Below are 25,507 nucleotides of genomic sequence, written 5' to 3' on the forward strand. Positions count from 1 at the left end.
AATGCGCCGCCTAGCGCTCGCCGTTGCCGCCGTCGCCGCGGCCGCCCCCTACCTATACCTCTACGTCACTGCCTACGCCAAATTCTTCGCCCACTACCGCGGGGCCCTAATCCCCCTAGGCGACGACTACCCCATGCACGTCTACTTCGCCCTACAATTCTGCCACGACCCAGCCACAGTCATGCAAGGACAGTACCCAGGCCTACTCCACATCGCCGCCTCCCTCCCCTGCGACCTGTGGAAAACCGCCACAGCCCTCTCCACAATGGCCATACTGCTGATACCCCTAGCAGTCGCCGCCTGGGGGCTTGTGTACAGGGCAGTAGGCGCGGGGAAGTGGGCGTGGCCCCTTGCCGCCCTCGCAGTACTCTCCCAGCCCCGCCTACTCCAGTCAGTGGGAGACGGACAACTCCCAGAGAAGTACACACTCCTCGTCATACTCCCAGCCGCCGCCTACCTATGGCTAAGAGGCAGACGCGCCGCCGCAGGGGCGGTGGCAGGCCTAGCCGCGTGGACAAGCTACCTAGGCGCCACCTACGTCGCACTCTTCGCCCTAGCCACCCTAAGCCCAACCCTCGCCGCCACAGCCGCCGCAGTGGCCGCCGCGGGCTGGCCCAGAGTTCAGACCGCATTCACAACCGCGGCAGAGGCCGCGGGGGGGCCCGCGCTGATCCCCTACATGGACCCCATTAGGGCCTCCTTCTACGTCTACTTCAACCCCATCGCCCTCCCCGCCCTAGCCGCCGCGGCCCTGTGGCTAGCAGCTAAAAAGCCCAGGACTCTGCCCCTACTCGCCACAGCCCTCGCCCTATGGGCCGCCGCATTCGCCCTGCCCCCCCTCAACGAGAGGCTGGCAAGAGCCGCCGGCTTTCTATTGACAGCGTCAACGTTGGCCGCCGCCTGGGAAAAAGACAGGCGCGTACTAGCCGCCACAGCCCTCCTAATAGCCGCGGGGCCCGCGGCTGCCGGCTGGGCCTGGGCCGCCGCACACATAGCCCCAGTCCCCTACGGAGAACAACTACTCCAATACGGCCTATTCCAGCCCGCAGTGAGGACGCTCCCCTGCAAACTAGACGCATACCAGGAAATTGCCAAGGAAATACCCCGAGGGGCAACAGTGTCCGTGGCTTGGCAGTTAGACCTCTGGCTACTCCCCTACCTATACCAGACAAGGCCAGACGTCAAAGTAAACGTAACAGTATGCCCCTGGGACATGGAGGGGTTGCGCGTGGTGTCGGGCCTCGTGCCCGGTAGCTGGTACCTCCCCTGCTACTCTGGGTGGCCAACGGGGCCCTGCAACGTCACCCTGGTACGGTGAGGGTGCTGGCAGTGGTGGAGGATTGGCCAGACCGCGGCGGGGGGCTACTCGCCACAGAGCTATGGCTAAAAGCCGCGTGCAGAGAGGTCGAGGTGGTAGTGGTGGGCCCAAGGCCCTTCCCCCCATGCCCCCACTTGCCCCACCCCCTACCACACCAGCGGCCCAAGCTCTGGCTCACAAGACCAAGGGTCGACCTAGCCAAATTCGACGTCTTGTACATACCCAGATACGCCTACCACCTCATCCCCGCCGCCAAGCGCCTAGGCCTAAGAGCGGTGGTACACATGCACGGATACCCCACCTACCTCTCCACCGGGCAGCCCCACGACTGGCGCTACGAGACGGCGACTGTGAAGAGACTATACGCCGCCGCGGCCGCCAAGGCGGTGGAGACCCTCATCGACAAGTGGCTCAGACAGGCAGACGCCGTCATATGCGTAAGCAGAGCCCACTGCGCCCGCCTGGAGAAGTACCGCGTGGTTTATGTGCCAAACCCCCCGCCCCCAGTCCCCCAGATAAGCGCCCCCCGCGCCAGGCGGTTCGTCTACCCATGGGGCCCAAGGCCCTTCAAAGGCCCCCACATAGCCAGAGCCGTCGCAAAGGCCCTCGGCACAGAGCTGGTGGAGACCGGGGAGTTGAGCAGGGGGGAGTACTACCACGTCGTGGCCACCTCCAAGGCCCTCCTCGCCCCAGCCCTGTGGGACGAGCCCTACGGATACGCCGTGGTAGAGGCCATGATGCTCGGCACACCCCCCGTCGCCTTCGCCAGAGGGGCAATACCCGAGTTAGTCGAGGGCACAGAGGCCGAGGCCTACCTAGCCCACAACCTCGCCGAATTCGCCAAGGCCGCCAAAAAGGCCCTCGAAGAGCCGCCGCCCCCCAAGCTGGCCAAAGAGGCCAGAGAGAAGTTCCGCACCGAGCTAGACCGCTTCCTAAAAGCGCTGATGGGGTGACCTGGGACGCCACCCTAGCACTGCTCTGGTTCTTAGCCCCAGAGGCAGGCCGCGCCCTCTCCCCCCGCGACCCAGCCAAGGCAGTGGCCCTCGGCCTCGCCGCGCTGGCCGCCTCCCTAGCCTTCCCCCCAGCCGCCTTACTCATAATAGTCACAAAGAGGCACAGGCCAGACCCGTGGTTCCTCGCCGCCCTCAAGCCCATCGCCGTCGCCGCCGCCCTCGGCCACCTACTACCCCACCCCGAGCCCCTCGCCTTCGCCAAAGGAGGAGTGTGGAGCCAGTACGCCCCCCTCACCTACTACATGTACAAACTGGCCTGGTGGGCAACCCCAGAGGCGGTGGCCCTCGGCGGCACAGCCGCCGCCGCGGCCATCCTCTACCAAGCCCTAGCCGCCTGGAGAGGGGCAAGGGACGCCGCCCTCCTCACCCTCATGTGGCCCACCCCCGCCTTCCAATACTTCTCACACCACGCCTACACCTTCGCCGCCATATGGACCGCGTGGCTCATGTGGGAAAAAGGCCGCAGACGCGCCTGGCTAGGCTACACAGCGCTGGCAACGGCATTCCACACCATAATGGGACCCCTAGCCGCCGCCCCCCTCCTCAAACGCAGAGCAATACAAGCGCTAGCCGCCCTCTGGGCCATATACTTCGCCATAAGGGGGGCCTGGCCCATCGGCGACGTCGTGGCAGGAGCCGCCGCGGCCCTAGCCGACCCAAGCCGCCTAGCCGCCGGCGCAATAGCTCTGCTCGACAGCTTGCCCACCCTAGCCGCCCTGCCCACATACCTCTACATCCTCGCCACAGCCCACAGAGGAGGCATCTACTACGCCGTAGCCCTGCTGGGAATTGCAATAGCCGCCCTAACCGCCGCCCACGTGCCGCCCAGCGTCGCCAGAGGCTACATCTCCAGGTTCATATTCCTCGCCCTACCCTTCGCCGGGACAGCCGCCTGGCCCCTAGGCCTAGCCGCGTATATATACCAGGCAAGCCTCACCGCGGTATGACCGAGCGAGTGGCCAAGACGGGCTTCCACATATACGGCCAGTCCATCGCCTTCGCAATCGGCGGGGGGCTCTACTGGATAATCGCCGCCGCCCTAGTGGGCCCCGCCGAAATGGGAAAAGCGGCGTACGTGGTGTCCCTAGCCGCGCTCGCCTCCACCACCGCCGGGCTGGGCCTCGACAGCGCCGTCCTCAAGATGCAACCCAGGGACTGGGGCGCCATGTACACAGCCACAGCCCTCTACCTCGCCCTGTCGGCGCCAGCGGCGGCTGTAGCGGCCTATGTCGCGTGGCAGAGCTTGGGCCTGCCTGGCGCCATCGCCGCCGCGGTGTTGGCCCTCTCCTGGCTGTCTAACATTTACACAAGCGCCGTGGTGGCCTCCTTCAACGCCCAGAGGCTGCCCCTCTACGCCGCCGCCTCCATAGCCGCAAGATTCGCAGTAACCTTCGCCGCGCTCGGGGCGGGGTGGGCCGCCGTGGCCTATGGATACGCCGCGGGAAGCGCCCTCTACCTCGCCCTAACCGCCGCCACAGCCGCCGCCCTGTGGGGGAGGCCGAGGAGGCTGGGAGAGTTCCGGGAGGTGGCAAAGGCCGGCCTCTCGGCCTGGCCCAGCCAGCTGGTAGCCGCGGCCCTGATGGGGGGAGGCACCGCCCTCGCCTTCTCCAAAGCCCACGAAGCCGCCGGCGCCTACTACCTAGCCTACACAGTCGCCACAGTCGCCGTCGGCCTGCCGTCTGCGATAGCCAGAGCCGCCATCCCCTACTTCGCCGCCACGGGATCCCCCGCGGAGAGAGTAGCCGCAGTGACCGCCTACGTGGGAGCCCCCTTCGTCGCCGCCGCAGTAGCCGCCCCCACCCAGATACTTGCGCTAATTAGGCAAGACTACGCCGCGGGAGGCCCCGACCTAGCCGCACTGGCCCCAGCCCTCTGGCTAAACGCCGTAGCCTCAGTCCACTTAAACAAGAAGTACGCCGACGGGAGATATGCCACATACGCCCTAGCCTACGCCGCCTTCGGCGCCACGCTGGCAGTCGCGTCGGCCTACATCGGATACGGCCCAGCCGCCCTCGCCGCCTCCGCCGTGCTCTACGCCCTCTCAGGCGCGCCTCTCAGGCACCTGGCACTGCTGGCCACAGCCGCCCCAGCCCCACTCCTCGGCGCCGCCCTGCCCTGGCCCGCCGCAGTGGCCGCGGCCTTCCTCCTGTCACTTGCCGCCTCTGCGCCACTGGTCGGGGCAGAGGAGAGGAGGATTGTCGTGGAGCTCGCCCCCAAATACTTAAAGCCCCTCGTCAAGCGCCTAACGTGGACTGCGTAACCCTCGTAATACCCACCCTAGACGAGGCCGAGGCCATAGGCAAAGTGATAGAGGAGGCCAGGAGAGCGGGCTTCACAAAGATACTAGTGGTAGACGGAGGCTCCAGGGACGGCACCCCCCAAATCGCCGCAGAGAAGGGCGCAGTCGTAATAGGGCAGAGGGGGAGGGGAAAGGGAGACGCCATAGCCACAGCACTAGACTACGTGGACACCCCCTACCTCGTCGTAATAGACGGAGACTACACCTACCCCCCAGAGGAGGCCGCCAAGCTAGTCGCATACCTACGGCACTACGACCTAGTCCTAGGCGCGAGGCAGGGCCCCATGCCCCTCATCTACCGCGTGGGAAACTGGCTACTGGCAAGGGCCATATCCCTAATGTACGGAGTGAGGCTGAGGGACCCCCTCACAGGCATGTACGCCGCCAGGACCGAGGTCCTCAGGCGAGCCGCCCCCACAGCCCAAGGCTTCGACATAGAGACAGAGATAATAGCCAAGGCAGTGGAACAGGGCGCGTCGGTGAGAGAGGTGCCCATCCAGTACAGGAAGAGGCTAGGCCGCAAAAAGCTAAAGCCATGGCACGGCCTTCACATCCTCTGGCGCGCAGTGAGAGCCGCCTACACCGCCAACCCACTCCTCGCCCTATACCTCGCCGGAGCCCTCCTCGCCGCGCCAGGCCTCGCCCTAGGCGGATGGGTCGCCTACAGGCTATTCTACCAGGGAGTCCCCCACTACATGCTAGGCTTGTTAGCCCTCGGCCTACTCCTACTCGGGTTGGTCTCCCTCGCCCTAGCCCCCCTAGCCGCCGCCGTGGTGAGACTGAGGGCACAAATCGCCCGCGCCACCCCCAGACAGGAGCCCACAGACTGCCTCCCACCACTCCCACCACCCCCACCACCCCAGCCCAGGAGGCGCCCAACCATCTGGGACAGACTAGAGGCAACGGCCAGGGGGCTGACAATAGCCTTCGCCGCGACCCTCTCCGCCGCCGCGTACTTCCTAGCCGTGGGAGACACGCCGACCGCGAACAAGCTCGCCGAATACGCCTACTACTTCCTCGCCGCCGCGACTGTGATATATCTGGCAGTAGCCGCCAAACAATGAGCTGGAGGCTTACCGCCACCGTGGCCATAACCGCCACGCTGATCGCGCTGGTAGCCGCCCTGTTGCCCCCCACCGACTTGTTGACACAGCTACGCTCAGCCACCTACACCGCCCACTACCCCTGGGGCCTCGTCGCCGCAGACGGGAGCCACGCATACGCGGAGCTGGGCCCCTACAGGGTGGCCCTCAACCTGTGGAAAATCGTGATATGCGACGGCGGGTGCACCAGCCAGAACATAAACGCCATCCAGCTATACGCCCAGCTCAAGGCACAGGGCCAACTCGTCATAGAAGACAGGGGAGGCGGGTGCTACCACGCACAGCTAAAACCCACCCAACTCGCCGGCAGAGTCGTAGCCGCCGACGTCACCTTCTGCCTACAAAGAGGCATCCCTACCCGGATAGACGGCACAGTCACAATAGACGGACACGAGATAAGGCTCGGCGGAGAGCCCCACATCGAGCCGACATTCCCAATGGACAAATACCTAGAAATCCACGAAAAAACTTAAAAAATCCCCGCGTTGTGGCGTGTATGCCCTCGCCGCTGGTGTTGCACAGGTTGTTGGCTGTTAGGTCTTTGGCGCTGCGTAGGGGTGTTTGGTTTAGGGTTAGGCCGGCGGCGAGGGCGCTAATAGACGCCGTAATCATACACCTCAGAAGGGGCGGCCGGGTGAAGTCGCCCGCCCTCATCGACGCCCTCAAGAGGGCCGTGGAAGAGGCCCTCTCCCTCGCCGCGCCGCTTCGCGTAAAGGCGAAGGCCCTGGGATACGCCATAGCCGCCAAGCTCGGCATCACAGTAGACGAAGAGAGAGCCATCGCCCTAGGAATACAATGGATAAACACCCCAAAAAGGTATAGAGGAGAGATGCTGCTCACATGGACAGTGGCGCCGTAGGCGGAATTGAGGTTAGCGTAGTTGTTCCCACCTATAACGAGGAGAAGAACATCGGGACTCTGCTAAGAGCCCTCGACGAGGCCCTACACGGAATACCCTACGAAGTGGTGATAGTGGACGACGCAAGCCAAGACAAGACCATTGAAGTAGCTAATGCCACTCCTATCAGCGGGCACTTAGTTGTATATAGGAAGCCAAAAAGAACGGGAAAGCCGGAGTCCCTCGCCATAGGGCTAAAGGTGGCCAGAGGCAGATACATTTCCTTCCTAGACGCAGACCTGGAATACCCGCCCAAGGCCATAGCCCAAATGTACCATGAGGCGCTTGAAACGAATGCGGACATCATCGCCGCGGCTAGGATAGACAAAAGGCCACTTCACAGAAGAGTAATATCGTGGGGGGCAAAACTCCTAGCAAAGCTAATGATACGAGAGCTGAGGAGGCTAAGAGACCCCACCACCGAGCTCATACTGGCCAAAAAAGAAGCTCTGGTTAAGGTGGGATTTGAAAAATACGCCAAGTACATAAAGCCCATAACAGCGGCCCTCCGCCACACAGCAAAACTCGGCTACAGAATAGCCGAAGTGCCAGTAGAGGTGACCCCCAGGCAACACGGCTCCAGTAGCTTCAAGACCAAATGGATAACCGCCTACCTGAAAGAGCTAATGGACCTTACCGACTGGCTCATACCCAAATACATCGCAATCGCCCTCGTGGCAGCCCTCATAGCACACGTCTTAAACCCAGCCATAGGCATAGCCTCCCTCGCCATGAGCCTAGCCATCCGCTACATCCCACTAAGACGCCTAATCAACCCCCTGGGCCTCATCACGGCCGAGGCCACCTCCACAGCGCTAAAAATCGCCTCCGCCTCCCTCATCGGGCTACCTCTCGCTTGGCTAATAGCCTCAGCCCTCGAGGTGGCGCTAGTGATGTGGCTAAGATAGTGGGAAGATACGGGGGTAAGCCCACGCCCCCAGAGATAGCCTACATAGACGAAAAAGCCATAGCCACATACGAGCCATACGTGGTGCCCGTGATCTGGGCCCCAGAAGCCCCAACGCCGGAAGCCGCCGTGGTAACCATAGACGGGACGCGGGGCCTATTCGCCTTCAACAACTCGGGCTGTCCACGAAACCCAGCCGTAGTACAACACCTAAAAAAGAAGATAGAGAGAGTGAGGCGGCTGGGGTACTCCCTAGCAGTCCTCGACGAGCTCAACTACCCCACCCCACACGACGGCGAGCTCTTCTACAGTTGCTTCTGTCAATACTGCCTAACCCACAGCCCACGGCTAAAAATGCTCAAAAAAGGCGACCTCCAAGGACTCGCCGAGGTCCGGAAAGACCTCGTGAGGAGCGTGCTGAGAGAGGTGGCCCAATACGCCGAAGGCCTCGGGCTGAGGCTAGAGGCGGCAGTACACGCCCCTACAATAGCCCACCTAGCAGGCCAAGACTACCACACATTCCTCAGACACGTGGACAGACTACAGGTAATGCTATACCGCAAATGCCCAGGCCCAGCCTGCCTAAACCGAGAGCTGGCAATGCTCGCCCGCTTCGGCTACAACCCATATGGAATAGACCCAGACGCGGTGGAGAAGGCAGGCGTGCCAATCCGTGTGCTAAAGCAAGAGGCGCAGAAGGCCAGAGAGCTGGCCGGAGAGAGAGCCATCCCAATACTCTGGGCCGACGAGAAGCTCCCAGAAGCCATAAGGGCGGTAGAGGAGGTGGGATTCGAAGAAGTCATAATATTCACGCCATGAGAATACTCTGGCTAAACTGGCGCGACATAAAACACCCACTAGCAGGAGGCGCAGAGGTGTACACACACGAAGTGGCAAAACGCCTCGCCGCACGCGGCCACGAAATCATCCTCGTCACCTCGAGGCCAAAAGGCCTCCCCCCAAGAGAGGAGATAGACGGCTACACAGTGATAAGGAGAGGAGGCAAGTACACCGTATACCTAGAAGCCCGCCGCCTCTATCACCAGCTAAAGAAGGAGGGCTGGCGCCCAGACGTGGTAATAGACGAAATAAACACAGTGCCATTCCTAACCCCCAAATACGTCAAAGAGCCAATAGTAGCCCTGATACACCAGCTATGCAAAGACTGCTGGAAATACGCAGTACACCCACTCGCACAGCCCCTAGGATGGTGGCTAGAACAACGCCTACACAAGCCATACATACAAGCGGCAAAGAGAGGCAACCTAAAGGTAATCACAGTCTCCCCCAGCACAGCCCAAGACCTATACGACCTAGGCTACCCACCCTACGCAGTAGCCATAGTCCCAAATGGGCTAGACTGGGAGCTATATAAAGACTGCAACAGCCAAAAGCGTGACTTAGTCACCTACGTGGGGAGAATAACCCCCTACAAAAGACTAGAAGACCTCCTAAAAGCTTGGAAAACTGTGGAAAAAAGCTACGACGCCGAGCTGATCATTGCAGGCCGGGCCGACCCACGTTACCTAGCCAGACTCACAAAACTAGCCAAAAGACTAGACCTTAGCCGCGTCAACATAAAGGCTAACATTACCCAGCAAGAAAAAAAGGCACTACTAGCCGAGGCAAAGCTCCTCGTATACACATCCGTCCGCGAAGGCTGGGGACAAACAATCCTAGAAGCTGCGGCATGCAAGACACCATCAGTGGTATACAACGTACCTGGCCTAAGAGACGCCGTAAAGCACATGGAAACAGGTGTAATAGTAAAGCCAGGGAACATAGAAGAGCTAGCAAAGACAATAGTACTTGTAATGACAGAGGAAGAATTAGGGAAAAGGCTAGGAGAGATGGCCTATTTGTATGCACAGACATTTAGTTGGGATTTTACAGCAAAATTATTTTTAAAAGAAATTAATACAAGTTAAAATATGCAAAATAAAGAAGGGGTTACAATTGGAATACCGGTTTACAACGAAGAAAAAAATATACAAAGACTTCTTAAAAGTTTGGCCATTCAAAAAAATGTTAATATAGATCAAACAATCATCGTTAATGATGGTTCTACAGATAATACAACAGCAAAAATACATGAACTTAATACCTCAATAAAAAACAAACTTAATTTACATATAATTAACTTAGAAAAAAACATGGGAAAAGCAAATGCGCTAAACATAATTTTTAACAAAGCAAATTCGGAAATATTGATTATCCTAGATGCAGATGTAATTCTTATAAAAAGCAATACATTAGAAGAATTGTTACGATGCTTTCAAATGGACAAAAACATAGGATTAGTAAGCGGATGGTACATAATGGAGCCGCTTAAATCAACAAATATAATTGCAAGAGCGTATAGATTTTCAAACATATTACTCGAAAATCTAAGCAAAAAGAAACCATTGTATAGTGCCACTGGTGCTATTATGGCTTTACATAAAAGCATTTATAAAAAACTATCACTGCCACACAATGTTGTGAGGGATGATGCATATATTTATCTCTATACAGTAAAAAATGGAAAAAAGTATGTGTTTTGTCCAAACGCAAGAGTAATTATACCTATATATGAAAAAATGACAACTAAAACATTTTTATATAGACAACTTCGTGCTACTCGAATTCCAAAAGTTTTTGTAAAAGAATTTGGACAAATTGCAATTGATGAACTTAAAATAAATCCTTCAATAGCAATTAAATCGTTTATAAAATCTTATATTAAACAACCATTTGATGGTACAATATACCTCATACTAAAAGTTGTATCAAGTATTTATAAAAGACTTTCAACAAACACAAGCGTTAGAATTCATTGGAAAAATTATGAAAAATAATTTGATCATATTATTGCTATACATCTTTATAAGTTTAATACCTCTTGTACTCATTTACTATGATAATGATTTTAGAATTGTGATTTTCCACGATTCACCGTATCCGTTAAATTCAAAGGAACTCGCCTACCTATTCTTTTATATTTGGCGCGATAATTTTAATTTCGGTATAGCTGATGTTACAGGTATACCATTATCATTATTTTATCTTTTTATTTATATACTTGAAACAATAACTGTTGATAAAGCTCTAGCGCAGATTCTACTTTTATTTATATTAAATTTATTAGCATTATACTCGATCTATTTGTTAGCGAAAGATATTGGTTTAAATAATTCACTAGCCTTAGTGGCATCGCTTCTATATTCGTTCAACCCTTACTCGCTTTATTACTGTTGGAGGATTTTTAATACTAATATATTTCTATATTCAGTTTTTCCACTTTATATTTTATCCATAAACAAAATATACCGAGATAAAAAATACAAATATGTAGTACTGATATTGATCTCTACTGTAATTGCATATCCTTCGTTTACTAATCCAGCCTTTTTCTTGTCTCTATTTGTTGCATTATTAATTTATTTGCTAACATTATCGGTACTTATAAAGAAGAGCCTTATCGAAACATTTGCTACTTTTATTATAATAATTTTTCCCATTTTTACTCTAACATTTCCTGTTTATACTAATCTATATTTTGCAGTTAAAGAAAATAATATATTTACAAAAGATGTAATTCACAGCTTAGTAAAAATATATGAATTTAATACTCATAATGTAACTTTACTCAACCTCTTCACTTTAACTGCTATGCCACCTGTCTATGAAAATATTGAATGGTATCCTTTCCAAGATTTATATAAAACTAATAATTTCACTATCGCTTTGGGACTTTTTATAGTTTTTATGTTAACCTTATCTTCAATTATTCAAAAAAATCGACTAATTTATGATCTACTTCCCTATATTTCACTCTTCTTATTTGCTTCATTTTTTACATTTAATAATGAATTTGGACATTACATATTTAGTAACTTAATTAATTTATTAGCACCATGGCGTGATCCATATCATAAGCTTGGTTTTATCATTGCTTTAAGCTTAAGTCTCATTTTCTCTAAATCACTTCAGCTTCTAATAAAACTGTTTGCTAAAAATAACTATATAAGGTTATTTATTTATTTATTAGTTATGCCAATTTTACTATTTTATTTATTTCCATTTTTTACTTTAAATTTCATTCCAGAAAGTTTAACTTACGAAAACACCATTATTACTCCTTTTACACAGGTAATCTACGACTATTCTCGTGTTATAGAAATATTGAAAAATGATAATTCTTTCAATCATTCAATTGACAGAATTTTAGTCTATCCTTTTACTAATACACTTTGGTGTGAAAATGGCTATTTAGGAAGTGATATTTTACGTTTATATGGTTTCAATACTATTTCTACGCTCTCTCACACAAATAGTTTAGAATCAATAAAATTTTTAGAAAATATATTAGAAAATGTAACAGTTATAAGGCAAAGTAATTTTGTTGATATAATCAGTAGATTAGGTGTAAAGTATATTCTTATCAGAAAGCAAACTTGTCAACGCTATTTAGTTGACCGCGCAATAGTAATCAAGACCATTCTTGAAAATAAGAGTAATATAATAAAAGTTCTAGAAACTGAACGTTTTGCTTTATTTAAGATAAAAAATGCAACAGTAAGCAGATTTGCTATACTAACTACCACTACCACAGAGGATTCTAATCTTGATATCTTGAATGTCTTGTTGACCAGCAGAGCTGTAGTTGCCTCAAAGGTTGATCCTTCTACCTGGGAGCTTAATGTCTCTTCTGACACGCCCTTTTATCTTATATTTGCAAACAGTTATGACCAATATTGGGAAGCATATATATACAAAAACGGGACATTAGTTAGGACAATTAAGCCAATATCTTTTTATGGCATCTTTAATGCCTTCTGGATAAATGAAACTGGTAATCTATACATAGTAGTTAAATATAAACTGCAAGAATTTTTTATACTATTTTTGTTGATTTCATTTATTTTTCTCTCAATATTCATCTTCTTTATCTTTCACATAAAAGGCGATCCTCTTCAATAAAATACATAAAAATGATTAATTATATAGGCCATACACCGCGCTGAGAATGTAAATCGTGAAAATTTTAAGTTTTGGGGCTCGCGTTTAAGCCTGGCACAGACGACGTGAGAGAGTCACGCGGCGTGGAGGTGGCCAAGCTCTTGGCTGAGGAGGGAGCGGAGGTCTACGTCCACGACCCCGTGGCGTTGGAAAAGGCGAAGGCCGTGCTAGGAGACAAGGTGGCCTATGTGGAAGACGCGTAGAGACTCGCGAAACCAAGATCTACGAAGGAGTAACATGACAGTGGTGGGCTGGGTTGTGAGATACTTATTATAGGAGCCGTCTCGAAAAGGTTTTCTAGATTATAACCTTGCATCGCAAAAATGTATATATGCATTGGAAATTCAACGAGGTCGTGAAGCCCGTCTTGGCGAACGGCATAGCCAGCGGCTATTGGATAGATGACGCCGAATTACGGCACATCTTCCAAAGACCTTATGATGTGGTGGTAAAAATCTCTGCCATGGCTCTAGCCGCAACCATGCCATATTTATCATGGGCCTTACGAAGGGAAATATGACAGAGCCATTAGTATCAATAATAATACCTACACGCAACTCAGAGAAGACACTGCCCCTATGTTTAAGATCTATTGAAAAACAGACATATAAAAATATTGAAGTAATTGTAGTAGACAATTACAGCAAAGACAAGACTGTAGAAATTGCGAAATCCTATGGTGCGAGAGTGTACTTCAAGGGCCCTGAACGGTCTGCGCAAAAAAACTTTGGTGCACTCAAGGCCCAGGGAGACTACGTCTACTTCATAGACGCAGACTTCGTCCTCCACGCCCGCGTAGTAGAGGAAGCGGTCTCCTTAGCTAAGGAGGGATACGACGCAGTAGTAATTTTGAACATAAGCGATCCTCGCCCTAGTCTTGTGGCAAAGATTAGGTTTTATGAAAGATTGAGTTATTACGGCAGTGAAATGTATGAAGCAGCGAGGTTTATTAAGAAAGATCTTTTTTTAAAAGTTGGCGGTTTTGATATAAGGCTTTACGCAAATGAAGATTATGAACTCCATCAAAGACTTCTAAGGGCTGGTGCAAAGATTGCCAAAACAAAAAATAGTTTTGAAATACATATAGGTGAACCGTCAAGTATAAAAGAATTCATAATTAAGAATTTGTATTATGCATCAAATATTAGTACATACTTTAGGAAAAATCCAAATATTCGCCATATGACACCTTTAAGGCCCACTTTCTTTAGGAAGAGCTTTATAGGACACCTTGGGAGGAAATGGTTGCCAGGCCTATTTTTAGTGATTCTATTCAAAGTTTTACAAGCCACTGTAATAGGGTTAGGTATTTTAATAAAGTCCAACGTTTTACCATATGAGAATATACAAAAACTTAGAAGAGTAATTTAAGGTTAACTCTATATAAACTAGAAATGTTTTTAAATAAAACATTAAATAGTGATGAATAGCGAAACTGTAGTTTACAAGGCAGATGTGTATATCTTAATTGTTCACCATAAACTTTCTTAGAAGGATAGGCGCATATAGCATATAGAGACGTGAGGACTGAGGTGAGAAGGGTCGTAGAGAGGTGCCGTTTTTTGAGGTGTATGTGAGAGTGCCTTTCGACGTGGCGATTAGGCGGGATCCCAAGGGGCTTTACGCAAGGGCTCTGCGGGGTGAGTTGAGGGGGTTCACGGGGGTTGACGACCCGTACGAGGAGCCTCTCTCGCCGGATTTGGTGCTCGACAACGCGGAGCCCCCTCCTGAGAGGAATGCGGAGGTGCTCGCCGGCTTTGTCTTGGAGAGGGTTGAGTATGGAGTCTCACGGGGGTAGGCTGGTCTACAGAGTGGTGGAGGGGTTGGACGAGGCCGCGGCGCTGGCGGATGGGCTTCCTAGGCTGGAGCTGGGGCCTGCCCTGGGCCCGGGGGGATTCCCATTAGGAGTCCCTATAGGGAGGTGATGTCTATCGGGTTTAGCCCGGTGGAGGGCTTTATGACGTGAGGCGAGGTTGGGTCTGTGGTTGGGGAGCGGAGGCTTTTGAGCGGGCGGCTTTTTCCCATCCCGTTGATCTTTGACGTGGGGGAGGCCTTTTGCAGTGTTGGAGGTTTATAGGCTTCCCGGCGGGACTGGCGCTCCTGGGCGTAATGGGGAGGTGGTTGGGTGCCGGTTTGGCGAGGGGCGCTTGGGCCGGCTTGTGTGTAGGCTTTACTCTGAGTTTGTTCACCTCGTGCAGGTTAACGCAAAGGGGGTTTGAAGTTAAAGGAGGCGCGCTAAGGCTGGAATTAGCGCACGGCTCTGCTTAAAGCGATTGTGGTGGGAAATACCTGTCCCAATGTTTGTGAAATTGCGGCCCGGCGGAGAAAAGTTTTTCTAAACATATAAGTAGTTCACATGGGGAGGGGGTGGGTCAGCGTGCCTGGTTTCGGGCAGGGACCCCTCCCAAGTCGTTCATCATCCCCTCCCCCAATGAGTTTCCCCCTAGAGCGCGTGGACGCACGTTTTGTAGCTAGCTTCTTTCTCTTCACGGAAAATTTGGCCAACTCCTCGGAGCGCAGATACATGCCTCTGCGTGGCAACGACGGTTTAAAACGAGACGTAGAGAGTGTGAAAGTGAGGGGGAGTTCGCTGAAACTACGTCTCCCTCAGTCTTAACTGCCGCCAGCGGCCAGGCGGCGGGCTCCAGCTGTAGCGTGCTGTGTCAATTTTATCAATTATTTTGTACTGCCTTTGAAGTCAGCTTCTGTACTGCAGATGGGCCGTAAATGCGGCTATGTCATGGGTGGGCGGGCGTTGTGGGTGTGGTGGATCGTGGTGATGTACCGCGTCGGCGTAGTAGTGGAGGGCTGACGCCGGCTAGGGGGCGTGGTGGTCGTTAACGTGAACGGCGGCTCGCGGTGGGGGTGGAGATGTCCGTGGAAGAGGGTGCTGGGGGCAGTATGCGGTATCAAAGAAAGGTTTGTGGCGAGTGAGATTGGCGAGAGGTCGCGCACATGAGCCGTTGCCCTGGGGGTCGTCCGGGCGTGTGGCGTGGACTGGGGAGGGGCCTCTCTAGGCCTGTGGGGGCGGCGTGCGGTTTAGCTCTCCTGTCTTTTCTGTGTGAGGGCGGTTATTAGGAGTCGATAGAGTTCGTCGAATTTGCGGTTTATCTCGGCGTAGAGGGCGTCGATCTTTGCGTTCATTTCCTTACGCAGTTCCTCGATTTTGGCGTCAAACTTGGCGTCTGTGGCGTCGAATCTGGCGTACATTTCTCTCCTTAACTGCGCTATCTCCTCTCTTAGCGCTTTTTCTCTTTCGGTTGCCTCGGCGCGCATTGCCCTCACGTCCTCTGATATTGAGCCTAGGTAGAGTATGAGGATGTCCTCTGTGGTAAGCTTCTTGCCCCGCTTTATCTTCTCCATCACGTGTTTCACGGCGGTCTCGATGGCGATAGAGGCGGCGGCGTCCATAGATGAGAGATGTTGTGTGTTTAAATATGTGGCTTTTTATGTTCGTTAGGATGGGCGCCGAGATTAATGTGGCTGTTTTCAAGGCGCTGGCTATGCCTAACGGCGGTGTCTTAGCGAGGTACGAAGTGGTGTAGTGACTGAGGTTACTGGTGGTGGGCAATACGGGGGCGGAGGAGTGTGGACAACGGAGTGCTAGAGCTTGACGTCTCTCAGGTTGTTGGGCGAGGGGTGCTACGTCGTTGAGAGAAGTCGCCTGTGAATGTGCTAATTAGCGTGGGTGAGTTGGCTTTATGGCACTACGGGGGGTGAATCTGTTGGCCGTGTAGCTCTTTGTGGCGGCTGTTGGTTGCTCGTCTGACAAGCCTCCTGCTTGTGAGGTCCCTTGTTGGTGGTTGTAGGGGGCGCGCTTGTTTTCGTAATTTCTTTCCGCGACTGTCCGGCCCCCTTTTGGCCGTTGGCGCAAATTCTTTAGAGGGCTGTGGTGCATTGGGTATGCTCGCTTGTGGTCTCGCAGTCGCCTTAGGCGGGGGCCGCTGTCTAGGGTCGCTGGAGTTGTGTGCCCTCTCGCACGGTGGTGGTTAGAGTTGAGGCGCGTCTGTGGCGCTGGCGGACTGGTCTAGCGTGGTCCTACGTCTCTCTCAGGGCCTTGTTTACTTCGGCCTATTACGTCGGCGGTAAACTTTTAAATCGCCGCATTCGTTAACACTAGGGCCCGTAGCTTAGCCCGGCAGAGCGCCCTGGGGCCGTGCCCCGCGTAGGGCTCATAACCGGGAAGTCCCGGGAGGGTGTCCCCGGGAATTCAAATCCCGGCGGGCCCACCAGCCTCTTCGCCTCAACGCGCGCAATAATTCTCTTATCTTCCGCTGGGTTTCCGCCGTTTAGGCCGGCGGTGGCTTGGCCGGTGAGAGGCTTGACTGCTGTTGAGCTTAAATGGGCTTGATCATCGTACAAGCTATTTAAAACATGGTTCAACAAAGAGCCATGGAACAGGTGATTGAAAGGCCGCTCCCGAAGCCCACGTCCGCCGATTACGCCTCTGCGCGTCTTCTTGAGGCCCTTGTCAAAGCCAAGCTCGCCCTCGACTTCCTCGAGCGTGGTCTTACTCGCAACGCGGCTGGGAAGGCTTTTCAAGCGTGGAGGACTGTGCTGGCGGCTCTTCTCAAGCTGGAGCTTGAGCGGCTGAAGGCCTTGGCCAAGACGGAGGAAGAGCGGCGCTGGCTTGAGGAAAGGGCGGTGCCCCGAGTCCCCACTACGAAGATGATACCGCTTTCGCAGATGTTGAGAGTGCTGGGGTATCGGGATGTTGCATTTATAACTGACCGCGCTTTAAACCTCCACGACTATCAGTACCACGGACCAGATCCAGACATGGCATTGAGCAAGTACAGGACGAGGGAGGAGGCGGCGAGGGCGGTTGTGGAGCTTGTGTCGGCTGTGGTTGACTATGTGGAAAGGCTGAGGGATAAGTGCGCTGGATGCGAAGAGCTCCTTGGGGATCTGAGAGAGGAGGTGGCTAGGTAGCGCGACTGGGGTGTCGCGTTTTGCCAGCGCCGTTTGTGTCGCGTTGTTTGGCGAAGCTGGGCTTGGCGTTTCGCTAGGCGTAGCTTTGGGGAGGGGGCGCGTCGGCCGCGCGTCTGCGTAGGGACCGCAGGCCGGGTCTGTGGGGGCCTCGTGTGTCAGTACTCTCTTCCGACTATTAGGTATATCTCTAGCTCTTTTGCTCTTTTTTGTAGGTGTTGTACCACTTCTGTGGGGGCGTTTTCTACGGCTAGGACTTTTAGGTAGGTCTTCTTGCCTGTGAATTTTTCTGCGGCTTCTGCGGCGGATAGGAGTTTTTCCACTTCTCGCTCAGCCTCCTCCACGGTCTTCAGCGAGGTTGTGGCTTCTCCCACGACGAGGGGATCTGGGCAGAAGATGTCTACTTCTCTGTAGCCGTCTACTGGGAGGGTGACGTTGACTCTTATGCCGCATATAATGCCCCTCTCGGCGAGTAGGGCCTTGACTACGTTGGCTGTGTAGTACTCAAAGGCTCCGCCGAGGGAGTCCCTTATCTCGCCTAGCGCGGCCATTATCCATTTAAACTTCTTGTCCGCCTCCTCCCAGCGCCTGAAGTTTTCCTGCCACTTTCTCTCGTTCTCCTCCCACCGCTTCTCGTTTTCTTCCCACCTTTTCTCGTTTTCGCGCCACCTCCTCTCGTTCTCTTCCCATCTTTTTGCCTGTTCTTTTATGAGGGTGTTGAAGTCTTCTCTTAGTTTTCTTAGTTCTTCGAGTATTTCTCTGAGGCCGAGTAGGCCTGCCACAGCGAGTCTGAACTCTTCGTCTTCTTCTAGTAGTTTAAGTAGCTGGCGTTTGAGGGCTGGCTCCACGTGGCTTGTGAGGTGGCTGTTTATAAGCGTTAGGTGTTTAGTAGCCACTTCCAGAGGGGGACGTACGTTACTACTCCCCTCTTCCTGTACCACGTGTGTTCTCTTTGGTCTTCGTAGTCCCAGGTTATGATGGTGAGCTGTGGGTTGTCTTGTTTGAATTGTTCGTAGGCGTGTAGTAGCGCCCGTATTTCGCGTCTGTCTACTTCGTCGTATGCCTTGGCGTAGGTCACGTTTATTAGCTGGGCTATTCGGCCCTCCTGTTTTACTAGGAAGTCTACTTCGTAGCCCTCCTTGGTGTGGAAGTAGTAGATCTCTGCGGGGGGCTCGTGGCGTCTTAGTAGCTCTAGGAGTACTGCGTTTTCCATGTCTCTTGCGACGTCTTTTTGGCCGAATAGCGCGTAGCCCGTGTCTATTAGGTAGATCTTTCTTGGGGCCGCTATTCTCTGCCTCAGCGACGGCGTGTATCTTCTTAGGAGTGTGATGTACATGGCGTCTTCTAGGTGGGAGAGGTAGTTTATTATGGTCCTCTTGGTCGCGGCCGTTCTCTGTCCTAGTAGCCTGTAGAGCGAGTCGTATGAGGTGTGTCCTGCGTAATTGTTTAATGTGTAGTATATGAGCTCGTTTATTAGTGGAATATTTCTAATTCTGAATCTTTCTAGTATGTCTTTTTTTATTATTAGTTCTAGGTATTCTTTTAGAATTCTCTCTTTTAGCTGACTTAGGACTACCTCTGGGTAGCCGCCGTAGTGTAGGTATTCCTCTACGGCGCCTCTAATTCTGTTGTAGTTTTTGTAGAAGTTTCTCCCTCTGAAGTCTATGCCTTTGAAGGTTAGAAATTCTCTAAAGCTTAGGGTGAGTAGGCGGTATGTTAGCGACCTCCCTCTGAGGTGTGTGGCTATTTCTTTTGACAGCAGTTTTGAAGAGGAGCCCGTGACGTAGACCTCTAGGCCTTTGTCTAAGAGGTATCTGACCATTCTCTCCCAGTCCGGGACATTTTGGACTTCGTCTAAGAGGACTATTGGATCTCTGTCGTATAGCTCCTTATATGCGTCAACTATTGTAATAATGTCCTTGGGACTGGCGTTGTAGAATACTGGGTTTTCAAAATCTACATAGAGGTAGTCTTCTACCTTTTTTATCAGTGAGAATAAGTAGTAAGTTTTTCCAGCTCTTCTGGGGCCTACGATGCATGTGGCCTTGTTTTTCACCTTCTCTATTCTTAACTCCCTTGGCTTTTTACCTCTGGGACTCCTCTCTCGTGGAATTCGACTATGTACCTCTTCACAAGCTCTCTGTCTAACGTGTGTACTAATGGGAACCAAATTTATGAATTTTTGGTGCTCTATGATGCACTTTTGATTGTGGGAACTGCCGCGCGGAAGAGCTTTTATTTGGGTGTGGAACTCTTGGCGTGGCTGTGGAGGCGTGTGGAGTGGGGGCGGCTGGGGGTCCGCCTGGCCGTGGTTTTTGGATCTATTCTGCGTAGTCCTAGGGCTAGGGATGTTGACGTGTTGGTGTTTGTGGATGAGGGTGTGGATGAGGACGAGGCGGCGCTGAGGGTTATGGAGGCTGTGGAGAACGCGGTTGGTCTCGAGGCTGACGTGTATGTGGTTGGCGACGTGTCTAGTGTTAACTGTTTTTTACTGCTCGAGGCGCTGAGGGACGGGGTTATTGTGTACAGAGACGTGGTTGGCTTAGAGCGGCTCGTGTTTGCCGTGGGCGTGTGCAACGACTTTATGATTTCGCGTAGGAAGCTTGGGTCGACCCCGACAAAGTGGTTAATTTGAGTCAAGGGGGTATTTCCGCGTCTTGTCTATAGTTTCCAAGCTTCGCAGTTTGTTAAAAGCCGAGGGCTTGCTGGACCCATAACCTGCGACAGGCTTGGTGCCCCGCTAGAGGGGCAGGCCTTGACTGCATTGTGCCGTTTTCGAGGCATTGGCGGCTGGGCTCAGAGCACTAGCGTGGTGCATCTGCGCTTAGGCGGTCTCTTTGCCTCTGCGTCTGGCGCCACGCCGTCGTTGTGCATCAAGCGGGCGCCGTGTGTCGCATCGATCTGGCATGGGGTAGGGGCCGCTGAGAGTTTTGATTTTACCAGCGTCTTTCTTCGCGGCTCTTACGCGGGGCTTATGGACCTCCTAGCGAGTGTCGGCCACTGTGGCCGCTTGTCAAAGGCGCGCATGTTTTCTACGCTCTCGGCGATTTTCCGTTGGCTTCTTAAGATGCTGTAGCCGCCTTGCCTTGTGGCGCTTCGCGGCGTTGTGTCGTGTTAAAGATATATTTTTGCCTGTTTTATAGTGTGTGGAGTCTGCTGAGATAAGGCGGCGTATTGTTGAATATTTGAAGTCTGTGGGTAGTGCCTCTGTGTACGAAGTGGCTAAGGCCATTGGCCTCTCCTACGGCTCGGCGCAGTGGCATTTGTACGTCTTGGAGCGGGAGGGCATCGTCTTCTCGGTGGCGAAGGGGAAGAAGAGGATTGTCATGCTTAAGGACTCTTTGGACGCGTATATTAAGACGCTTAAGGTTAGGGACTTTTTTAGAGATTTTTGGCAGTTGCTCAGGGAGTTGGGCATTGAGAGCGACATGGACGTGGTGGACGCTTTGAAGATCCTCGAGGTGGAGCGGAGGGAGGTGGCGTCTTCTATTCTTTCCATTGCGAGGAATTTGTATGAGGCTCGGCGTGGGCGAGGACAAACTTAAATATACATAAGATCTGCTTCGTCATGGAATCAGGTTCTAGTTCGAACTTAGTTCTCGTAGCTAGAGAGGCCGCGGTGGACGAGTATAAGGAGTATTTGACCTACAGCACCTTGGCCAAGATTGAGCGGAATCCGGCGAGGAGGGCTGTGCTTATGCGTCTGGCGGAGCAGGAGTTTAGGCATTTCCAGTTCTGGAGCAGGCTGGCCCCCGTCGAGCCCCGGGGCTGGTTGCTGAGGCTCTACGCGTGGCTTATGGCGCTGCTCCGCCTTATACTCGGCGTAACTTTTGTGGCTAAGTTTATGGAGCGGGGGGAGGAGAAGGCTATTGAGAGGTATAGGTCGGTTGAGCCCCTCCTCTCTGGGAGAGACTTGGAGGAGCTTAGGCAGATAATTAGGGATGAGGAGGAGCACGAGAGGGCGCTTATTTCTCAGCTTGACGAGACTATTGTCAAATATATGGGGGCGCTCGTCTTGGGCCTGGCTGACGCGATTATTGAAATCACCGGTGCCCACGCTGGAACTCTCGGCGCCACTGACAGCACCATCACGGCGGGCGTTATTGGCCTAATTGTGGGCATCGGCGCGTCTATCTCCATGGCCTCTGCCTCATTTCTGCAGACAAAGCACGAGGTGGGGAAGTCGCCCACTGTGGCGGCCCTTGTGACGGGTGTGGGATACATCGCGGCGGTTGCCCTTATGTCCCTGCCATACTTCCTCACACACGACATCTACGTGGCCTTTGCCGCGTCTATCGCCGTGGGCATCTTCCTCACGTTTGTCTTAACGCTACAAGCCTCGGTCTACGCCGATAGGGACTTCAAGTTTGAGTTTTTGCAAACCGTGGGGCTTCTCTTGGGCACTGCACTGTTGACATACTTCGCGGGGACGTACCTCGGCGAGTTGTTTGGAATAAGGACTATCTGATTTTTATACATCGTGATTTAACCCGTGTTCTCTGACCTAAGGGACTTCCTCTCAGCGCTCGAGGAGAGGGGCTGGCTGGCGCGGGTTAGAGAGCCGCTTTCGCCTGAGCTTGAGATTCCTGAGGTGTTGCGGCAGGTCATGTATGCCCGGGGGCCGGCGGTGTTGTTTGAGTCTGTGAGAGGGTTTCCGGGGTGGAGAGTTGTGGGGAACCTCTTTGGCTCTCTTGAGAGGATAAGGCTGGCGCTCGGCGTCGAGAGGCTTGAGGACGTGGGTAGGCGGCTTCTTGCGCCCCTCGCATCCCCGCCTCCCCTCACTCTCACGGAGAAGTTCAAGGCCGCGGCTGATCTGTTTGAGCTGGGTAAATACGCGCCAAGGCTGGTGAGGGGCGGCCCTGTGAAGGAGGTTGTGGAGGAGAGGCCCAATCTGCTCTCTATACCAGCGTTTAAGACTTGGCCCAAGGACGCCGGGCGCTATATAACATATGGCCTTCTTGTAACTAGGAGGGAGGGGGTCACAAACATCGGCGTCTATAGGATCCAGGTGGTTAACGAGTCGGAGGCAATTGTGCACGCCATGGTCCACAAGAGGGCAGCTGAGCTTTTTGGCCAGTCTAGTGGCTGTGTAGAGGCCGCCATTGTAATAGGGGGCGACCCCGCCCTCCTTTTAAGCGGCATGATGCCCACCCCATACCCTCTTGACGAGTATCTCTTCGCCGGCGTGTTGAGAGGCGGGGGGGTAGAGGTGACGAGGGGAGTGGCCACGGACCTCTACATCCCCGCCCGCGCCGAGGCCGTGGTGGAGGGCTGTATAGACGTAGGCGACTTGAGGAAGGAGGGGCCTTTCGGCGACCACTACGGCGTGTACGACCCGGGCGGCCTCTACCCCGTGTTTAAGGCGAGGGCTATTCTGCGGAGGGAGGACCCCATATACTACGGCACCGTCGTGGGTAAGCCGCCGCTGGAGGACGCCTACATGGGCAAGGCCGTGGAGCGGATTTTTCTCCCAATTCTCCAGTTCCTCTTGCCAGAGGTGGTGGACTTAAACTTGCCCGAGTATGGGCTATTCCAGGGGGTGGCCGTTGTGTCTATCCGCAAGAGGTACCCGGGCCACGGCAAAAAGGTGATGTTCGCACTGTGGGGCCTTGGTCACATGATGTCGTTGACTAAGATCATAATTGTGGTGGACCACGACGTCAATGTCCACGACTTTAACGAGGTGCTCTTCGCCCTGGCGCAGAGAGTCGACCCGCAGAGGGATGTGGTGGTGGTGCCGGGGGCCCACGTGGACGTCCTCGACACGGGCTCGCCTATTCCTGGATACGGCTCTAAGCTGGGCATAGACGCCACTAGGAAGCTGCCGGAGGAGTACGGGGGGAGGCCGTGGCCCGAGGAAGTGGCCCCAGACCCCGAGGTGGCTAAGCGGGTTAGAGACGTGGTGGCAGAGGTCTTGGGCCGTGTGGCGTCTCGAGTTTAGAGGGGGGGAGCTCGCCAAGGTGGAGGAGCCGGCGTTGAGAGTGCCGCCTGGCCACATAGCCTTAAAGGTCAAGGCCTTCCTCGTCGACGACTTTACTCTGTGGAGCCTTAGGCGGGGGGGACGGTCGCCGTCTCGGTGGGCCTTCGGCGTAGTTGTGGCAAATGGGGAAGTGGGCCGCTACGTGGTGGCATACGCCGAAAACGCCGCGGCGCAGTACGCGGCGTCCCGCCTATATGTATACGCCTCTCCAGACCCCTCCTCGCTTGAGCTTGTCCACGTGGCCTACGTAGTCGAGGCGCTTAATAGGCTCCCCCGCTTTAGGCCTGTGGAGGTCGTCGGCGACGATCCACGGGGCTCTGCCGTGCGCAAATTGGCGGAGGTGGGGAAGTCTAAGTGGCGTGTTGTTCTCCAAGACGGGGTGGTGGAGGGCGGAGTTGCCGTCGCCTTGTCGAGGCTTGTGGAGGTTAGGGGCAACGCGCTTGTGCGCTTTGTAGATGTCCCATCTCGCCGCGCGCTAGAGGCGGCGGCTAAAATGAGGCTGAGGCTTGGGCTACCCGTTGTCGGTCTTGAAGACCTAGCCTTTGACAGGTGGGCTATTGTAAAAGTAGAGGGCGCGTAGTATTTAAATTGGGGATTTGCAGGTGCCGTGTCCGAAAGGCAAAGCGGCGAAAAGGTTGAGGAGTGGCGCCGCATTTTGGACTCCTTGCGTAAGGCCGGCGTTGAGCCATATCCGCACAGCTTTTCCCCCACCCACAGCATAAAGGCCTTAAACGAGCTTAGGCGGCAGGCGCTGTTGGACCCCTGGCTAGGCGCCGTGATAAGAGTGGCGGGGAGGGTGACGGATGTTAGGAGGCACCCAAACGTGGTGTTTTTAGACTTGTACGAGGATGGGGCGCGGTTTCAAGCCATGGCTGATCCAAAGCTTCCCCTGTTGGAGCACATCTGGCGGGGCGACTACGTGGGCGTGGAGGGGCCTTTGGTTAAGACGCAGAGGGGGGACTACGCCGTGAGGGCGACCTCTATTACTCTATTGGCCAAGGCTGTTCAGCCCCTCCCCGAGTGGGGGAAGGTAGATAGGGACTCGCCCTTCTACATGCGGTACAGGTCTGTGGCCATGGTCCTCGACTTGCAGCTTAGGTGGCGTATTGCGGCTAGGGCTAGGCTTATACAAGCGTTTAGAGAGGCCATGTGGCGTAGGGGGTTTGTGGAAATTCCCACGCCTGTCCTACAGCCCATCTACGGCGGCGCCGCCGCCAGGCCCTTTACCACGAAGGTCTGGGCCATCGACGAGGAGTGGTACCTCCGCATCTCCCCCGAGCTCTACCTCAAGCGCTACATAATCGCCGGCTTCCCCAAGGTCTTCGAGATAGGGCCTCAGTTCCGCAACGAGGACATAGACGCGTTGCACAACCCCGAGTTCTGGTCGCTTGAGGCCTATCAGGCATACGCCGACTACAGAGAGATCATGAAGCTGACGGAGGAGGTGGTGTACGAGGCCATCGTCGCGGTCTTAGGCACGCCGGTGGTTAAGTATAGGGAGTGGAGCATAAACTTCAGCCCGCCGTGGCGGCGCATAACTCTCCACGATGCGCTTAGGGAGTTCGGAGGCGAAGACCCCGAGAAGTTGACCGACGACGAGATTAAGCAGAGGCTTAGAGAGATGCAGGTACCTCTCAAGGTCTACAACCGCGGCGTAGCCCTCGTCAAGCTCTTTGAGAAGCTGGTGGAGAAGAAGCTCGTGGAGCCCACCTTCGTCTTAGACTACCCAGAGGAGTCTACGCCTCTGTGCAAGCCGCATAGGGAGAAGAAGGGCCTTGTGGAGAGGTTTGAGGCGTTCGTAGGCGGCCTCGAAATCGCCAACGCGTACACAGAGTTAAACGACCCTGTGAAGCAGTACGAGTACTTCGTCCGCGAAGAGGAGCTGTTTCCCAAGGATGAGGCGCACCCGCTGGACTGGGACTTCGTCGAAGAGCTCTCCTTCGGCATGCCTCCCACGGGCGGCGTCGGCATAGGAGTGGATAGGCTCGCCATGATTATCACCAACGCCGAGTCTATAAAGGACGTGATCCCGTATCCCATTGTGAAAAGAAAGTAGCCC

General features: G+C 53.8%; 28 protein-coding genes and 1 tRNA gene. 26 read left to right on the top strand and 3 right to left on the bottom strand.

The genetic code is table 11. The features are described from left to right. The first annotated feature begins 1 nt into the window (after position 1). The 18 genes from PCAL_RS02570 (at position 2) to PCAL_RS11670 (ending at position 15,498) form a co-directional block, all read left to right on the top strand. Entirely contained in the window at positions 2-1,318 is a 1,317-nt protein-coding gene (locus PCAL_RS02570; RefSeq protein ID WP_011849163.1) for a hypothetical protein, read from the top strand. Then, positions 1,315-2,271 carry a glycosyltransferase gene (locus PCAL_RS02575; RefSeq protein WP_011849164.1) on the top strand — a complete coding sequence of 319 codons (957 nt, stop codon included), beginning with the start codon at positions 1,315-1,317 and terminating at the stop codon, positions 2,269-2,271. Before PCAL_RS02570 ends, PCAL_RS02575 begins: the two co-directional genes overlap by 4 nt. After that, on the top strand, positions 2,268-3,278 hold the full coding sequence (locus tag PCAL_RS02580; protein ID WP_011849165.1) for a hypothetical protein: 1,011 nt from the start codon (positions 2,268-2,270) through the stop codon (positions 3,276-3,278). The genes PCAL_RS02575 and PCAL_RS02580 overlap by 4 nt, the downstream gene beginning before the upstream one ends. Beyond that, positions 3,275-4,591 (top strand): hypothetical protein, encoded by a 1,317-nt coding sequence (locus PCAL_RS02585; RefSeq protein WP_011849166.1) that lies wholly within the window; start codon positions 3,275-3,277, stop codon positions 4,589-4,591. Before PCAL_RS02580 ends, PCAL_RS02585 begins: the two co-directional genes overlap by 4 nt. After that, positions 4,579-5,694 (top strand): glycosyltransferase family 2 protein, encoded by a 1,116-nt coding sequence (locus tag PCAL_RS02590; protein WP_011849167.1) that lies wholly within the window; start codon positions 4,579-4,581, stop codon positions 5,692-5,694. The genes PCAL_RS02585 and PCAL_RS02590 overlap by 13 nt, the downstream gene beginning before the upstream one ends. Continuing rightward, positions 5,691-6,206, top strand: a complete 516-nt coding sequence (locus tag PCAL_RS02595; RefSeq protein ID WP_011849168.1) for a hypothetical protein — start codon at positions 5,691-5,693, stop codon at positions 6,204-6,206. The genes PCAL_RS02590 and PCAL_RS02595 overlap by 4 nt, the downstream gene beginning before the upstream one ends. A gap of 23 nt (positions 6,207-6,229) precedes the next feature. Further along, entirely contained in the window at positions 6,230-6,592 is a 363-nt protein-coding gene (locus PCAL_RS02600) for a hypothetical protein (protein WP_011849169.1), read from the top strand. Then, positions 6,574-7,539: a glycosyltransferase gene (locus PCAL_RS02605; protein ID WP_011849170.1), complete on the top strand. Its 966-nt coding sequence runs from the start codon at positions 6,574-6,576 to the stop codon at positions 7,537-7,539. Before PCAL_RS02600 ends, PCAL_RS02605 begins: the two co-directional genes overlap by 19 nt. Then, positions 7,527-8,357, top strand: coding sequence for a hypothetical protein (locus PCAL_RS02610; RefSeq protein ID WP_193322841.1), 831 nt, complete (start codon positions 7,527-7,529; stop codon positions 8,355-8,357). The genes PCAL_RS02605 and PCAL_RS02610 overlap by 13 nt, the downstream gene beginning before the upstream one ends. Next, positions 8,354-9,466 (top strand): glycosyltransferase family 4 protein, encoded by a 1,113-nt coding sequence (locus tag PCAL_RS02615; RefSeq protein ID WP_011849172.1) that lies wholly within the window; start codon positions 8,354-8,356, stop codon positions 9,464-9,466. Before PCAL_RS02610 ends, PCAL_RS02615 begins: the two co-directional genes overlap by 4 nt. Positions 9,467-9,469: 3 nt before the next feature. After that, entirely contained in the window at positions 9,470-10,375 is a 906-nt protein-coding gene (locus PCAL_RS02620) for a glycosyltransferase (protein ID WP_011849173.1), read from the top strand. A gap of 505 nt (positions 10,376-10,880) precedes the next feature. Further along, positions 10,881-12,500, top strand: coding sequence for a hypothetical protein (locus tag PCAL_RS02625; protein WP_193322842.1), 1,620 nt, complete (start codon positions 10,881-10,883; stop codon positions 12,498-12,500). A 71-nt stretch (positions 12,501-12,571) separates the two neighbouring features. Further along, positions 12,572-12,742: a UDP binding domain-containing protein gene (locus tag PCAL_RS02630; protein ID WP_193322843.1), complete on the top strand. Its 171-nt coding sequence runs from the start codon at positions 12,572-12,574 to the stop codon at positions 12,740-12,742. 128 nt (positions 12,743-12,870) lie between these two features. Continuing rightward, positions 12,871-13,059: a hypothetical protein gene (locus PCAL_RS02635; RefSeq protein ID WP_193322844.1), complete on the top strand. Its 189-nt coding sequence runs from the start codon at positions 12,871-12,873 to the stop codon at positions 13,057-13,059. Further along, positions 13,056-13,910: a glycosyltransferase family 2 protein gene (locus PCAL_RS02640; RefSeq protein WP_011849175.1), complete on the top strand. Its 855-nt coding sequence runs from the start codon at positions 13,056-13,058 to the stop codon at positions 13,908-13,910. The genes PCAL_RS02635 and PCAL_RS02640 overlap by 4 nt, the downstream gene beginning before the upstream one ends. A gap of 181 nt (positions 13,911-14,091) precedes the next feature. After that, positions 14,092-14,337, top strand: a complete 246-nt coding sequence (locus tag PCAL_RS02645; RefSeq protein ID WP_193322845.1) for an adenylyl-sulfate kinase — start codon at positions 14,092-14,094, stop codon at positions 14,335-14,337. Then, complete coding sequence (locus PCAL_RS11740; protein WP_193322846.1) at positions 14,318-14,464, top strand: hypothetical protein; 147 nt, start codon at positions 14,318-14,320, stop codon at positions 14,462-14,464. Before PCAL_RS02645 ends, PCAL_RS11740 begins: the two co-directional genes overlap by 20 nt. Before the next feature lie 902 nt (positions 14,465-15,366). Further along, positions 15,367-15,498 carry a hypothetical protein gene (locus PCAL_RS11670; protein WP_264317712.1) on the top strand — a complete coding sequence of 44 codons (132 nt, stop codon included), beginning with the start codon at positions 15,367-15,369 and terminating at the stop codon, positions 15,496-15,498. Between the two features lie 80 nt (positions 15,499-15,578). Here the strand turns inward: PCAL_RS11670 and PCAL_RS02655 are convergent, their stop codons facing one another. Further along, on the bottom strand, positions 15,579-15,950 hold the full coding sequence (locus tag PCAL_RS02655; protein ID WP_011849176.1) for a paREP15, coiled-coil protein: 372 nt from the start codon (positions 15,948-15,950) through the stop codon (positions 15,579-15,581). Positions 15,951-16,658: 708 nt separating this feature from the next. Between PCAL_RS02655 and PCAL_RS02660 the strand changes: the two genes are divergently transcribed. Then, positions 16,659-16,771: transfer RNA gene (locus tag PCAL_RS02660), tRNA-Ile, on the top strand. A gap of 160 nt (positions 16,772-16,931) precedes the next feature. Next, a complete protein-coding gene (locus PCAL_RS02665; protein ID WP_011849177.1) occupies positions 16,932-17,471 on the top strand; it encodes a PaREP1 family protein in 540 nt (179 codons plus the stop codon). A gap of 155 nt (positions 17,472-17,626) precedes the next feature. On the opposite strand, the gene PCAL_RS02670 is transcribed toward PCAL_RS02665, so the two are convergent. Both PCAL_RS02670 and PCAL_RS02675 read right to left on the bottom strand, forming a co-directional pair. After that, positions 17,627-18,316, bottom strand: coding sequence for a hypothetical protein (locus tag PCAL_RS02670; protein WP_011849178.1), 690 nt, complete (start codon positions 18,314-18,316; stop codon positions 17,627-17,629). Positions 18,317-18,345: 29 nt separating this feature from the next. After that, positions 18,346-19,638: an ATP-binding protein gene (locus PCAL_RS02675; RefSeq protein ID WP_011849179.1), complete on the bottom strand. Its 1,293-nt coding sequence runs from the start codon at positions 19,636-19,638 to the stop codon at positions 18,346-18,348. Positions 19,639-19,713: 75 nt separating this feature from the next. Between PCAL_RS02675 and PCAL_RS02680 the strand changes: the two genes are divergently transcribed. From PCAL_RS02680 to PCAL_RS02705, 6 genes are all read left to right on the top strand, one after another. Then, positions 19,714-20,103 (top strand): nucleotidyltransferase domain-containing protein, encoded by a 390-nt coding sequence (locus tag PCAL_RS02680; RefSeq protein WP_011849180.1) that lies wholly within the window; start codon positions 19,714-19,716, stop codon positions 20,101-20,103. Positions 20,104-20,614: 511 nt separating this feature from the next. Continuing rightward, the gene (locus PCAL_RS02685; protein WP_011849181.1) at positions 20,615-21,013 is read left to right on the top strand and encodes a winged helix-turn-helix domain-containing protein; all 399 of its coding nucleotides are present in this window, start codon (positions 20,615-20,617) and stop codon (positions 21,011-21,013) included. 23 nt (positions 21,014-21,036) lie between these two features. Then, positions 21,037-21,936 (top strand): VIT1/CCC1 transporter family protein, encoded by a 900-nt coding sequence (locus PCAL_RS02690; protein WP_011849182.1) that lies wholly within the window; start codon positions 21,037-21,039, stop codon positions 21,934-21,936. A gap of 24 nt (positions 21,937-21,960) precedes the next feature. After that, positions 21,961-23,409, top strand: a complete 1,449-nt coding sequence (locus PCAL_RS02695) for a UbiD family decarboxylase (RefSeq protein ID WP_011849183.1) — start codon at positions 21,961-21,963, stop codon at positions 23,407-23,409. Then, complete coding sequence (locus tag PCAL_RS02700; RefSeq protein WP_011849184.1) at positions 23,390-24,028, top strand: hypothetical protein; 639 nt, start codon at positions 23,390-23,392, stop codon at positions 24,026-24,028. Before PCAL_RS02695 ends, PCAL_RS02700 begins: the two co-directional genes overlap by 20 nt. 27 nt (positions 24,029-24,055) lie before the next feature. Further along, a complete protein-coding gene (locus PCAL_RS02705; protein ID WP_011849185.1) occupies positions 24,056-25,504 on the top strand; it encodes a lysine--tRNA ligase in 1,449 nt (482 codons plus the stop codon). The last annotated feature ends 3 nt before the right edge of the window (positions 25,505-25,507 follow it).

Origin of the sequence: Pyrobaculum calidifontis JCM 11548 (genome assembly GCF_000015805.1) — an archaeon.
Taxonomy (GTDB): domain Archaea; phylum Thermoproteota; class Thermoprotei; order Thermoproteales; family Thermoproteaceae; genus Pyrobaculum; species Pyrobaculum calidifontis.

What these genes read in the sequence shown, in the direction of transcription:
- PCAL_RS02620 (WP_011849173.1), top strand. Translation starts at nt 9,470, where the DNA reads ATGCAAAATAAAGAAGGGGTTACAATTGGAATACCGGTTTACAACGAA.
- PCAL_RS02615 (WP_011849172.1), top strand. Translation starts at nt 8,354, where the DNA reads ATGAGAATACTCTGGCTAAACTGGCGCGACATAAAACACCCACTAGCA.
- PCAL_RS02605 (WP_011849170.1), top strand. Translation starts at nt 6,574, where the DNA reads ATGGACAGTGGCGCCGTAGGCGGAATTGAGGTTAGCGTAGTTGTTCCC.
- PCAL_RS02585 (WP_011849166.1), top strand. Translation starts at nt 3,275, where the DNA reads ATGACCGAGCGAGTGGCCAAGACGGGCTTCCACATATACGGCCAGTCC.
- PCAL_RS02635 (WP_193322844.1), top strand. Translation starts at nt 12,871, where the DNA reads ATGCATTGGAAATTCAACGAGGTCGTGAAGCCCGTCTTGGCGAACGGC.
- PCAL_RS02665 (WP_011849177.1), top strand. Translation starts at nt 16,932, where the DNA reads ATGGAACAGGTGATTGAAAGGCCGCTCCCGAAGCCCACGTCCGCCGAT.
- PCAL_RS02690 (WP_011849182.1), top strand. Translation starts at nt 21,037, where the DNA reads ATGGAATCAGGTTCTAGTTCGAACTTAGTTCTCGTAGCTAGAGAGGCC.
- PCAL_RS02655 (WP_011849176.1), bottom strand. Translation starts at nt 15,950, where the DNA reads ATGGACGCCGCCGCCTCTATCGCCATCGAGACCGCCGTGAAACACGTG.
- PCAL_RS11740 (WP_193322846.1), top strand. Translation starts at nt 14,318, where the DNA reads ATGGAGTCTCACGGGGGTAGGCTGGTCTACAGAGTGGTGGAGGGGTTG.
- PCAL_RS02570 (WP_011849163.1), top strand. Translation starts at nt 2, where the DNA reads ATGCGCCGCCTAGCGCTCGCCGTTGCCGCCGTCGCCGCGGCCGCCCCC.
- PCAL_RS02595 (WP_011849168.1), top strand. Translation starts at nt 5,691, where the DNA reads ATGAGCTGGAGGCTTACCGCCACCGTGGCCATAACCGCCACGCTGATC.
- PCAL_RS02640 (WP_011849175.1), top strand. Translation starts at nt 13,056, where the DNA reads ATGACAGAGCCATTAGTATCAATAATAATACCTACACGCAACTCAGAG.
- PCAL_RS02600 (WP_011849169.1), top strand. Translation starts at nt 6,230, where the DNA reads ATGCCCTCGCCGCTGGTGTTGCACAGGTTGTTGGCTGTTAGGTCTTTG.